Source organism: Aliishimia ponticola, from assembly GCF_004803475.1.
Lineage (GTDB): Bacteria > Pseudomonadota > Alphaproteobacteria > Rhodobacterales > Rhodobacteraceae > Aliishimia > Aliishimia ponticola.
The window spans coordinates 286,099-297,477 of the sequence record NZ_SRKY01000005.1 but is presented as its reverse complement, the minus strand read 5'-3'; the positions used below and the strand labels follow the sequence as shown (position 1 = coordinate 297,477).

The following is an 11,379-nucleotide window of genomic DNA, read 5'->3' as shown; positions in this document are numbered from 1 at the left end:
ATCCTCCCTGCCGCGTTCAGACGAAGCGGTTCACGATATTTTCCAGAATTTCCTGCCGGCCAGAGCGCGGCTGCGGATCGAGTCCCTCCGCCTCGACCCGTGCGGCCGCCCCGGCGAGATCGCCCGTTAGCATTGCCTGCGCTTCGGCGCTGTCCCAACCGGCATAGCGTTCGGCGCGCATCGCCTCCAACGTGCCGTCCTCCAGCATCGCCGCTGCCGCTTTCAACCCGCGCGCACAGACGTCCATGGCGCCCGCATGTCCCGCGATCAGGTCCACCGGATCCAAGGATTGCCGCCGCAATTTTGCGTCGAAATTGGTTCCGCCAGTGGTAAACCCGCCCGCCTTGAGCACCTCGTAATAGGTCAGTGCGACCTCTGGGACATTGTTGGGGAACTGGTCCGTATCCCAACCGGACTGATAGTCGTTCCGGTTCATGTCGATCGATCCGAAGATGCCCAGCGATGCCGCCAGCGCCAGCTCATGTTCAAAGGAGTGCCCAGCCAAAATCGCGTGGCCTTGTTCGATATTCATCTGAACCTCACCTTCGAGGCCGAATTCCTTGAGGAACCCGTACACCGTCGCGACGTCGAAATCGTATTGATGCTTGGACGGTTCCTGCGGCTTGGGTTCGACCAGAATAGCGCCCTTGAACCCGATCTTGTGCTTGTACTCGACCACCATCTGCAAGAACCGCCCGGCCTGCTGGCGTTCGCGCTTTAGATCGGTGTTCAAAAGCGTCTCGTAGCCTTCGCGCCCACCCCAAAGCACGTAGTTCTGCCCGCCCATTTTCTGCGTCGCGTCGAGGCAAGATTTCACCGTCGCTGCCGACCACGCGAAAATATCCGGATCGGGGTTCGTTGCAGCGCCGGCCATGAACCGGCGATGGCTGAACAGGTTCGCCGTGCCCCATAGCAGCTTGGTCTTGGACCCTTCCATCTTGCCGATGATATAGTCCACGATCTCTTCGAAATTACGGCGGCTCTCGGCAAAGCTCGCGCCTTCGGGCCGGATATCCGCATCGTGCCAGCAAAAGAACGGCACGTTCAGAATGTCGAACATTTCAAACGCCACATCCGCCTTGAGCCGGGCCAAATCCATGGTGTCCCCAAACCACGGGCGCTCGAATGTCTGGCCCCCGAACGGATCCCCGCCGGGCCACGCAAAGGAATGCCACCAGGCCGCCGCGAAGCGAAGGTGATCCTCCATCCGCTTCCCCAGAACCACCTCATCGGCGTCGTAGTGGCGAAAGGCCAACTCGCTGGATGCCGGATCGAATTGCAGGGGCGCGATGCCTTTGAAGAAGTCAGTCATGGAGGGGAGCTTTTCCTGTGTGGATATCTGTATGGGCGGGGTCGGTATGGGCCGGAAGATTGTCAGGCACGTAGATCATGGGAACGAGCTCTGGCATCGGCGGCTTACTGCGTCCGTCGATAAGCGCGCGCAGGATCGTCACGGCGCGTGCGGCCTCGATATCGGGGCGCTGGTCGATGATGAAATGGATCAAACCGGACTCAAGCGCCGCCCGCGAATGCGCAACCAATTCATGAACAACACAAAGCGGCGCCGGATCGGGCGCGATGGCTTCCAATGCGCGGACCAGACCCTGATTGCCCGCGCCAACGTTATAGACCGCGGTGATTTGGTCATTGGCCTTGAACCGTTCGACCATCCCGTCAAACACGGCGGCTTCGTCATCCTTTGCGAGGATCGGATCAAGGATTGTCAGATGTGGGAAGTCCGCCTTGATCACATCCCGGAACCCGTTCAGCCGTTGAATGTGGTCCTCTGCGTCGAGCGATCCCGCGAGGGTCAGCACTGCCCCGGCCCGCCCGGAATGGGCCATGCCAAGCAGCCGTGCCGCCGTGCGCCCGGCCGCCAGGTTGTTGATCCCCACATAAGCGTCGCGTTCATCCGCGCGCAGGTCCGACACCAGGCTCACCACCGAAACGCCCTTGTCGCGCAGGTCAGCAAGCGGCTGTTGAAGCGATGCGCCGCTCAGCCCCACAATCGCAATCCCGTCGAGGCCCGGCACCTCAATATCCGCGAGCGCGGCGCGCAGGCCTTGATGCGAAAAGGCCGCGATATCGACGATCTGAATATCGACGCGTTCCGCACTGAGATGCGCCGCCAGATTGCTGAGCGCCGCGCGCATCTTGGCAAAGAACGCATTCGGGCCGGATGGCAGAAGAAACGCCAGACGATAAACCCGGCCCCGCGACAAGTTTGCCGCTGCAATGTCACGGACATAACCCAACGCTTCCATCGCCGCCTGCACTTTGCGGATCGACTTGTCAGCGACATTGCCGCGCGAATTTACCACGCGATCAGCGGTCGCGTAACTGACGCCCGCCGCTTTGGCGACGTCACTTAACGTCGGATTTCTCATTCTTCCTCCCCAGGAGCTGATTCTTCGGCTCCGTTGGGTCAACCGTAATTCGTGAAAATGATAGACGTCAATCAAAAATGATAGACGCCTATCAAAAACGTTCACCGACAACGGCAAACGCCGTCAGAAAACCGCGGCCTTACGAAAGAATATACTTTATATTTAGGTATTTGCCGGATTTACGGACGCGTCTATGCCGCTTGGGATCGGCTTTCGATCTGCGCCGTCATCCAATCGACAAGCGTCTCAAGGTCCGGCGGCAATGGCACGCTGGCGTCGCCGACAAACTCTTCGAACGCCTCATCATTCAGACGGTTCAGCCCCACAAGCACCGGGATATCCATGGCCATCGCTTCGGCGATCACGTTTCTAAACCCGCGCCCGCTGGCTTCGTGTTTGCCGAACTTGTTGACGATCAGGCAATCGACACCATCCTGCAAAGAGGCAGAGACTTTGGCGACGGCAGTTTCCAGCGCTTCGGGATCAAGACGGCACCCGCGCGCGTGTTTGCCAAGGCTTTGTGAAATCCGCACAGTTGGACCATCGGGCAGAATGCGCACATCCATGTCGCAAGGACCGTCGCACGGCATTTCAGAGTTGATCTGAACTGTGCCCGCTGCGCGAAACCCTTTGTCGGCCAAGCGCTGCGCCAGAGAGAACAGCAGCAGGTCGGTATCCCCGCGCCCCGGAGCTTTGGTACAAGCGATCTGCATTTCGAACCCTCCTTCAGTGCCCTGCCCCGTGGGTCAGCTATCCTCGGCCCATGTGGCGAGTTTTCGGTCGATCGTCTTGCGCGACACACCCAGACGCCGCGAGGCTTCGGCGCGATTACCGTCGCACAGATCAAGAATGTGCAGAATGTGTCGCTGTGCCACAAGGTCGAGGTTTTCAATCGCCTGTTCGCCGCTGACCTGCCCGCGACCTGCGAACTCTTCGGGGAAGCTGCCAAGGATCACCGACCGTTCGATCAGGTTCTTCAACTCGCGCACATTGCCCGGCCAATGATAGCGCCGCATCTTGAGCAGCGTTTCTTCGTTCAGATCCAGCGCGGGCATTCCGAGAGATCGGGAAAACTGCGCCATGAAAAACGAGGCCAGTTCGACGATATCCTCGGACCTGTCCTCCAACGACGGCATCCGCACGGTGACCACGTTGATGCGGTGATAGAGGTCTGCGCGCATACGCCCTTCGGCCAGCGCACTATCCAGATCGGCATTGGTGGCAAAAAGGAACCGGATGTTCAGCGGCACTTCGCGTTCAGCGCCAACGGGCCGCAATTTCTTGTCTTCGAGCACACGCAGCAGGGCGGCCTGAACCTGATCGGGCATCATGGCCACTTCGTCCAGAAACAACGTGCCCCCGTCGGCCAGCATCAGCAGACCGGGTTTCAGCTGCCGGTCCTCATCTATGGTTCCGAAAAGTTCCGGTGCGATATTGTCTGGTGCAATAGTTGCGCAATTGACGGCAACGAACGGCGCTTCGGCCCGGTCCGACGTCTTATGCAGGTGCCGCGCCGCCAATTCCTTGCCCGTACCGCTGGCCCCGGTAAACAGCACCGGCGTCGGCATCGGGGCCAGCCTGCCAAGGATTTCGCGCACATGTTCCAGCGCCGCCGAATGCCCAAGCAGGGGGCCATGCGCGCGGTCTGCGCCAAGCTCACGCCGCAGCAGCGTATTGTCCCGGCGAAGGAATTTGCGGTCCAGCGTCCGCTCCACCGCGCCAATGATCTGGTTTGCCCGGAACGGCTTGAGGACAAAATCGCTGACCCCTGCCCGCAGGGCCGTGATCGCCGTTTCCAAATCGGCATAGGCCGTGATCAAAATCACGTCCGCAAAGAATCCCTTGTGCCGCTGCTCGGTGATCCATTCCAACCCGGTTTGCCGCGGCATGATATTGTCGAGGATGACCAGATCGAAGAACGCCTCGTCCAGTTTGCGCGTCGCTTCAGCGGGGGAGGCCGCGACCTCAACACGCTTTACACGTGGCCCAATCGTCTTGGCCAGAAAGTTGCGCATCCCCGGCTCGTCATCGACAATCAAGACCGACGCACCAGCGAGCTTGGTACCCTCTTGCCCGGCGGGAAGTTGCGACGACGGTGTATTTGGCACTGGGAGCGCGGCCATGCTCCGTCAGTCCAGTCGGACGTTCTGACTGGAATAGACGTCCTGCGAAGAGAACCCCGCACGTTCCAGCACCAACCACGCACCGACCGAGATAACGACAATGGCGGCGAACCCGGCTAACATTGCTTTCATTTGGAACTCACTCCTGCCTTGTGGCCTGTTTCAGAAAAGCGATCAGATCTGCCCGGTCCTGCGCCTTGGCAATCACCTGCATCGGCATCTTCGAACCCGGAATATAATGGTCCGGGCCAGTGTCGAACAGGGCGTCTATTGTCTCATCCGTCCAGATGATCGACGACCCGTCCAACGTATCGGAATAGCGGTACCCCGCAAGCGTCCCGGCGCGGCGTCCGAATACGCCATGAAGCGACGGACCGGCCTTGCGCGACGGGCCAGGTTGGAGCGCGTGACAGATCGAGCATTTGCGCATGAACTGGCGTTCCCCATTGGGCATGGTCGCCGCGTCCCGCAGAAACGAGCGTTGCCCGTCAATTGCCGGATCGAACTGATCCAGAAACGCCACCGGCCACGAATAGACAGCGTCGTCGAGGCCACCGGCGTGAAGTACCGTGCCATCGTTCGAAAACGCCAGCGCCCAGACGGGCCCGTTGCGCGTGGCGCGAAAATCATGCGTGATCCGCCACTCATGCGCGTCCAGCATCATGATATAGCCATGTCCATCGCCCACCGCGATCTGCCCCGTTTCGGGATGATGCGCCATCGCCAGAATCGGTCGGCGGTCCAGTGTGAAATCCGCGATCTCGCGCCCATCAAGATCGATGACCCGTGTGCCGCCATCCACGGCGCCATAGGCAAGCCATTCGTCGCCCACGACCAGACGGTTCACGCCGAAGCCATGCTTCACCAAGGGCAATTGCGTGTCGGCCTCAAGATCATACCGCCATACGACCCCTTGCGAGGTTGCCGCAAAAAGCGTGCCACCTCCCTTTTCGAAAGCGACCGCGTTCACACCGGCACCGGGGGCCGGCAGCGCGCGAAAATCACCTGCGCTTGACCAAAGCCGGATCGACCCGTCCCAGCTTCCTGTCGCGATCCGGGCACCATCGTCCGAAACCGTGATTGACGTGATCTTGCCGTCGTGCCGGCCAAGTTCCCGCGCGGATGCCCCCCACTGCCGCAGCGCGAAATCATCACCGCCCGTGTAAAGAATCCCACCCGGTCCAAAGGCGATTGCCGTCACCGCCGCCGCATGTCCTTCGAGCCATGTGGGCGTCCGGCCCTGCCACAGGCCAACGGAATTGTCGAAACTGGCGGTCGCCACTTGCCCCTGCGGCGACACCGCAATGCCCATGATCGGTCCCCCATGGCCTTTGAGCGTGGTAAACTCCTGCGCGGCGACCGGCGAGACGATCAGCGCGGCCAAAACCACAGCGCCCCACCAACGCCGGAGGAACGCGCCGCCATTGCTGCCCGCAGCGCGGGTGCTGGTCCATCGCGTCCGTGCCATGTCCTTCCGCAGCACCGGGGGAGTGGCCGGGGGCATCTTTGGCGCGCGGTCGGTCAAGCCTACTCCGCCGGAGTCGCCTTGCCGGAAGTGTCCGCGCGGCCTTCTTCCTTCAACTCCTCGAACCAGATGGAGTGGTGCTGATGCGCCCAGGCTTCGTCGACCTCGCCCGTACCCATCGCGTCGAAGGCCCCCTCCATCCCGACGGTGCCGATATAAATGTGGCCGATGATGATCGCCATCAGGACGAACGCGACAATGGCGTGCCACGCTTGCGCGAACTGCATTTCCTCTTGCGGCGACAGGGATGTCGGGAAGGGCGCCATGCCGATCCATTCATTGACACCCCATCCGTTGAGAATGCCGAAGGTCTTGGCAAAGAGCGGCAACTCAAACGGGAAGAGCAGCGAAATCCCGGAGACGCTGATCGAAGCGCCCAGCAGGATGACCGACCAGAAGATAACCTTTTGCCCTGCGTTGAACTTCTTGGCGGGGGGGTGATTGTTTCCGACGATGCCGCCGGCTTGCGCGATCCATTTCAGGTCGGTCCTGTCGGGAAGATTGTGAATAACCCAGAAGACAAAGACCATGACCAGCGCGATCATGAAGGCCCACGAGACGTTGTTGTGAATGAACTTCGACCCCGCCAACAGGCTGGCATTGAAGCCCGGCCCGAAATGCGGCGCGATGAAGAAGCGGCCCATCAGCACGAACAGCCCGGTGAAGGCGAGCAGCAGGAAAGACCCCGCCAGCAGCCAATGGGCAAAGCGTTCTATGAACTGAAAGCGTGTGACGGTGTGGCCTGACTTGGGCCCGTCGATCGGAACACGGCCCCGCATCGTATAGAATAGGATCAACGCGATCATCGTGCCAAGCAGCAAATACGCGCCATAAGTGATCAGCGGACCGCGGCGGAATTCATACCATGCCATGCCGCCGGACTGGACGAGCACTTTGGCAACGTCTCCACCAGCAGAAACGGAAATATCAGCTTCGTTGTAGCGCAGCGCGCGCCACAATTCGGGGTCAGACGCGCCACCAAGCGTGCCCAATTGCTGCGCAATTCCGGCAGCACTGTCCGGGTCGCCGATATTGTCGCGCCGGAAGCTGTCGTCGATACTCTCGCCCCGCTGGCGTGCGAGGATGTCCTCAAGCGTTTGCGCGCCGCCGGTTGCGGACCGGTCCGGTGCAGGCGGGGCCTCTTGCGCGGTGGCGGTGACCGCCAGAAAAATTGCGACGAACAGGGAGAGAAGGGCTCGCATGGCTATCCTCAGTCTCAATTGATGCGGCCATTTTCCGACACGGAAAATGACACGGAAACTCTGAAAGTTTCCGGCCCGGAATTTTCCAATGAAAATTCCGCCACCGGAGGTGCGGGCGCGCGGAAAAGTTCCGCGCGCCCGGCTATCAGTCACGGCAATCAGCCACCTTTCTGATCATAGGCCGTGCCCCAGCCCCATGCGCCCGAGCCGAAGCCACGGGCAACAACGCGCTCACGGTAGATGGCCGACACCACGTCGCCATCCCCCGCCAGCAGGGCTTTGGTGGAACACATCTCGGCGCAGATGGGCAGCTTGCCCTCGGCGATCCGGTTGCGGCCGTATTTGGCGAACTCGGCGGTGGAGTGGTTCTCCTCCGGTCCGCCAGCGCAGAAGGTGCATTTGTCCATCTTGCCGCGCGATCCGAAATTGCCCGCTTGCGGGAACTGCGGCGCGCCGAAGGGGCATGCATAGAAGCAGTATCCGCAACCGATGCACAGATCCTTGGAGTGCAGCACCACGCCTTCTTCGTTCTGATAGAAGCAGTCGACCGGACACACCGCCATACAGGGCGCGTCCGAACAGTGCATACACGCGACAGAGATCGAGCGTTCGCCGGGGTCGCCGTCTTGGATCGTTACCACCCTACGGCGGTTGATCCCCCACGGAACCTCGTGCTCGTTCTTGCACGCAGTGACACAGGCATTGCACTCGATGCAGCGCTCGGCGTCACAGAGAAATTTTGCTCTAGCCATTCTCTTACTCCTCCTTACGCGGCCCAGATCTTGCAGAGAGTCGCTTTGGTCTCCTGCATCTGCGTTACCGAGTCATAGCCATAGGTTTGGGCGGTGTTGGTCGATTCACCCAGCACATAGGGGTCGGCCCCATCCGGGTATTTGGACCGTAGATCCTCACCCTGATAGTGGCCACCGAAGTGGAAGGGCATGAAGGCCACGCCCTCGCCCACCCGGTTGGTGACCATGGCCATAACCTTGACCTTGCCCCCTTCCGGCCCTTCGACCCAGACTTGCGCGCCGTCCCGCACACCAAGGTTATTGGCGTCACGCGGGTTCATTTCGACGAACATGTCCTGCTGCAATTCTGCAAGCCACGGGTTCGATCGGGTTTCGTCGCCGCCACCCTCGTATTCCACAAGACGACCAGAGGTCAGGATAATCGGGTAATCCTTGCTGAAGTCGTTCTTCTGGATCGAGGCATACATCGTCGGCAGACGATAGAACTTCCGGTCGTCATAGGTCGGATAGTCCTCAACCAGATCACGGCGGTTGGTATAGAGCGGCTCGCGGTGCAGCGGCACCGGATCCGGGAAGGTCCATACCACGGCCCGTGCCTTGGCATTGCCAAAGGGCGCACATTCATGCGCAATCGCAACCCGCTGGATACCGCCTGACAGGTCGGTCTTCCAGTTGACGCCAGAGGCCTTCGCATTGAAGTCGGACGGGAATGGCGACATGGACTGTTCGCCCACCTCCTCATCGGCGCCCTGCGCTCCGTTGCTGGACGACAGACCCTGATGGGTGCCTTCTTCCGAGATATCGATCCCCGCGACCATGGCGATGGAACGACGCTCTTCATCCGTCAGTTCGCCATCCCAGCCAAGATCGACCAGCATCTGATAGGTGAACTCGGGATATCCGTCCTGAATATCCGAGCCCGCCGAATAGACGCCTTCCGCCAGCAGGTTGTCGCCATTCCGTTCAACGCCGAAGCGCGCCCGGAAAGGCAGCCCGCCTTCAGAGACCGGTTTCGACAGGTCATACAGGTTCGGCGTACCGGGATGGTTCATCTCCGGCGTTCCCCAGCAGGGCCAGGGCAGACCGTAGTAATCGCCATCCGCCGGGCCGCCCACTGCCTGAAGCGTCGTGCGGTCGAAGGTGTGCTGGTTTGCCATGTGCAGCTTGATCCGCTCCGGGCTTTGCCCGGTATAGCCGACAGTCCACATGCCGCGATTGAACTCGCGCGTCGTGTCCTCGATGTTTGGCGTGATGCCATCATCTTCCAGCTTGATGTTGCGGAACAAACGGTCGTGGAAACCGAACTTCTGTGCGAAAAGGCCGATGATCTCGTGATCGGGCTTCGACTCGAACAGCGGATCGACCACTTGTTCGCGCCACTGCAGCGACCGGTTCGACGCGGTGACAGAGCCATGCGTTTCGAACTGCGTACAGGCCGGCAGCAGATAAACCCCATCGGTGCGATCATGCAGCACGGCGGAAACGGTCGGATAGGGATCGATCACGACAAGCATGTCGAGCTTTTCCATCGCCGTTTTCATTTCCGTCATCCGGGTTTGCGAGTTCGGCGCGTGCCCCCACAAGACCATCGCCCGAACATTGTTCGGCTGGTCGATGTTGTCGGCATCTTCAAGGATACCATCGATCCAGCGCGACACCGGAATACCGGTGAGGTTCTGAAGGGACTTTTCCTTGCCATCCGCGCCGGTGGTGCTGGCAAACTGGCTTTTCAACCAATCGGCATCTTCACCCCAGACACGGCTCCAATGCGCCCATGCCCCTGCGGACAGGCCGTAATAGCCCGGCAGCGTGTGGCTGAGAACGCCAAGGTCGGTTGCACCTTGCACGTTGTCGTGGCCGCGGAAAATGTTGGTGCCGCCGCCTTCGGTGCCCATGTTGCCCAGCGCAAGCTGAAGCACGCAATAGGCACGCGTGTTGTTGTTGCCATTGGTGTGCTGCGTGCCACCCATGCACCAGATCAAGGTGCCCGGACGGTTGTTCGCCATGGTCCGCGCAACGCGCTTGAGCTGGCTACCGGGCGTGCCGGTGACGCGCTCTACCTCTTCGGGGGTCCATTTGGCGACTTCCTCGCGAATCTGGTCCATCCCCCAAACACGGGTGCGGATGAACTCTTTGTCCTCCCAACCGTTTTCGAAGATGTGCCACAAAATACCCCAGATCAGCGCCACATCGGTGCCGGGGCGGAAGCGGACATATTCATCCGCGTGGGCCGCCGTGCGGGTAAAGCGCGGGTCACACACGATCAGCGGCGCGTTGTTCTGCTCTTTCGCGCGCAAAACGTGCAACAGCGAGACAGGGTGCGCCTCTGCCGGGTTGCCGCCGATGATGAAGATCGCCTTCGACTTGTGAATGTCGTTGTAGCTGTTGGTCATGGCGCCGTAGCCCCATGTATTCGCAACGCCCGCAACCGTGGTCGAATGGCAAATCCGCGCCTGGTGATCCACGTTGTTCGTGCCCCAATAGGCGGCGAACTTGCGGAACAGATAGGCTTGTTCGTTGTTATGCTTGGCCGAACCAAGCCAATAGACGCTGTCAGGGCCGCTTTCGTCGCGGATCGACATCATGCCATTGCCGACTTCGTCGATGGCTTGTTCCCAGCTGATGCGCTTCCACTCACCACCCTCTTTCTTCATCGGGTATTTCAGGCGACGTTCACCATGAGCGTGCTCGCGCACCGATGCGCCTTTCGCGCAGTGGGAACCAAGGTTGAACGGGCTGTCCCAGCCCGGCTCTTGCCCGGTCCAGACACCGTCCTGCACTTCTGCGATGACGGTACACCCGACAGAACAGTGCGTGCATACGGATTTCTTCAACTCGACAGCACCTGTCGCCGCCGCTGTGGCCGCGTTTGCAGGGGCCACCGTGCCACCGGTTCCGGCAATTGCCGCCAGACCGCCGATGGCCAGACCCGATCCGCGCAGGAACGCGCGTCGGTCAACCGAGGTGTTTGCCGCCTCGGACAGGATCGAAGTCCGCTGGGGGCGTCGCGCAACCCCGTTGGTCTTTTTCCTAAGCATGTTTTTCCCTCCTTGCTCGCACGAGCGGCACCGCCCTTGCTAGCTTGGCTATATTCATGATCCTTGACTGTCGGGCGTCACGCAACCAGTCGCCAAGGCTCGCAATGACATGTCCGGCTTAGAACCGGGCGCTGTCGTAATAGGCCCGCGTGTGCAGCGTATCTTGCATCTTGTCGCGGGACAGGTCCGGCTCTGCCGCTTCGGCTTCGCGCGCCCCTGAGGCCACGGCCACAGCCGCTACAGGGGCAGCGGTCCCGGCCAGTTTCAGAAAATCACGGCGGCTTGTGTCATCAGATTTCGACATGAAGCGCCTCCTTCTTTCCTTCGTTATGCGCCGGTCGCCCGCCGCGTG

Annotated in this window: 10 protein-coding genes; all 10 read right to left on the bottom strand. The window is 60.7% G+C overall.

Features of this window, described 5'->3' with window-relative positions; genetic code table 11:
• Positions 1-16: 16 nt before the first annotated feature.
• The 10 genes from xylA to E4Z66_RS17985 all read right to left on the bottom strand — a co-directional run bounded on the left by xylA (position 17) and on the right by E4Z66_RS17985 (position 11,331).
• The gene (gene xylA / locus E4Z66_RS18025) at positions 17-1,312 is read right to left on the bottom strand and encodes a xylose isomerase (RefSeq protein ID WP_136464446.1); all 1,296 of its coding nucleotides are present in this window, start codon (positions 1,310-1,312) and stop codon (positions 17-19) included.
• Positions 1,305-2,387: a LacI family DNA-binding transcriptional regulator gene (locus tag E4Z66_RS18020; RefSeq protein ID WP_136464445.1), complete on the bottom strand. Its 1,083-nt coding sequence runs from the start codon at positions 2,385-2,387 to the stop codon at positions 1,305-1,307. Before E4Z66_RS18020 ends, xylA begins: the two co-directional genes overlap by 8 nt.
• 191 nt (positions 2,388-2,578) lie before the next feature.
• On the bottom strand, positions 2,579-3,100 hold the full coding sequence (locus E4Z66_RS18015; protein ID WP_136464444.1) for a DUF2478 domain-containing protein: 522 nt from the start codon (positions 3,098-3,100) through the stop codon (positions 2,579-2,581).
• A gap of 33 nt (positions 3,101-3,133) precedes the next feature.
• Positions 3,134-4,510: a sigma-54-dependent transcriptional regulator gene (locus E4Z66_RS18010; protein ID WP_136464443.1), complete on the bottom strand. Its 1,377-nt coding sequence runs from the start codon at positions 4,508-4,510 to the stop codon at positions 3,134-3,136.
• Between the two features lie 6 nt (positions 4,511-4,516).
• Entirely contained in the window at positions 4,517-4,642 is a 126-nt protein-coding gene (locus E4Z66_RS19945; protein WP_281276237.1) for a hypothetical protein, read from the bottom strand.
• 7 nt (positions 4,643-4,649) lie between these two features.
• On the bottom strand, positions 4,650-5,978 hold the full coding sequence (locus E4Z66_RS18005; protein ID WP_136464442.1) for a c-type cytochrome: 1,329 nt from the start codon (positions 5,976-5,978) through the stop codon (positions 4,650-4,652).
• A gap of 59 nt (positions 5,979-6,037) precedes the next feature.
• Complete coding sequence (locus tag E4Z66_RS18000) at positions 6,038-7,237, bottom strand: formate dehydrogenase subunit gamma (protein WP_136464441.1); 1,200 nt, start codon at positions 7,235-7,237, stop codon at positions 6,038-6,040.
• A 158-nt stretch (positions 7,238-7,395) separates the two neighbouring features.
• The gene (gene fdh3B / locus E4Z66_RS17995) at positions 7,396-7,989 is read right to left on the bottom strand and encodes a formate dehydrogenase FDH3 subunit beta (RefSeq protein ID WP_136464440.1); all 594 of its coding nucleotides are present in this window, start codon (positions 7,987-7,989) and stop codon (positions 7,396-7,398) included.
• Positions 7,990-8,003: 14 nt separating this feature from the next.
• The gene (locus tag E4Z66_RS17990) at positions 8,004-11,027 is read right to left on the bottom strand and encodes a formate dehydrogenase subunit alpha (RefSeq protein ID WP_136464439.1); all 3,024 of its coding nucleotides are present in this window, start codon (positions 11,025-11,027) and stop codon (positions 8,004-8,006) included.
• Between the two features lie 118 nt (positions 11,028-11,145).
• Positions 11,146-11,331 (bottom strand): twin-arginine translocation signal domain-containing protein, encoded by a 186-nt coding sequence (locus E4Z66_RS17985; protein WP_136464438.1) that lies wholly within the window; start codon positions 11,329-11,331, stop codon positions 11,146-11,148.
• Positions 11,332-11,379 lie beyond the last annotated feature (48 nt).

Bases quoted from the DNA above. Each gene is read 5' to 3' on its own strand.
- E4Z66_RS18010 (WP_136464443.1), bottom strand. From the start codon at position 4,510: ATGGCCGCGCTCCCAGTGCCAAATACACCGTCGTCGCAACTTCCCGCC.
- E4Z66_RS17985 (WP_136464438.1), bottom strand. From the start codon at position 11,331: ATGTCGAAATCTGATGACACAAGCCGCCGTGATTTTCTGAAACTGGCC.
- E4Z66_RS18020 (WP_136464445.1), bottom strand. From the start codon at position 2,387: ATGAGAAATCCGACGTTAAGTGACGTCGCCAAAGCGGCGGGCGTCAGT.
- fdh3B (WP_136464440.1), bottom strand. From the start codon at position 7,989: ATGGCTAGAGCAAAATTTCTCTGTGACGCCGAGCGCTGCATCGAGTGC.
- E4Z66_RS18015 (WP_136464444.1), bottom strand. From the start codon at position 3,100: ATGCAGATCGCTTGTACCAAAGCTCCGGGGCGCGGGGATACCGACCTG.
- xylA (WP_136464446.1), bottom strand. From the start codon at position 1,312: ATGACTGACTTCTTCAAAGGCATCGCGCCCCTGCAATTCGATCCGGCA.
- E4Z66_RS18000 (WP_136464441.1), bottom strand. From the start codon at position 7,237: ATGCGAGCCCTTCTCTCCCTGTTCGTCGCAATTTTTCTGGCGGTCACC.
- E4Z66_RS17990 (WP_136464439.1), bottom strand. From the start codon at position 11,027: ATGCTTAGGAAAAAGACCAACGGGGTTGCGCGACGCCCCCAGCGGACT.
- E4Z66_RS19945 (WP_281276237.1), bottom strand. From the start codon at position 4,642: ATGAAAGCAATGTTAGCCGGGTTCGCCGCCATTGTCGTTATCTCGGTC.
- E4Z66_RS18005 (WP_136464442.1), bottom strand. From the start codon at position 5,978: ATGGCACGGACGCGATGGACCAGCACCCGCGCTGCGGGCAGCAATGGC.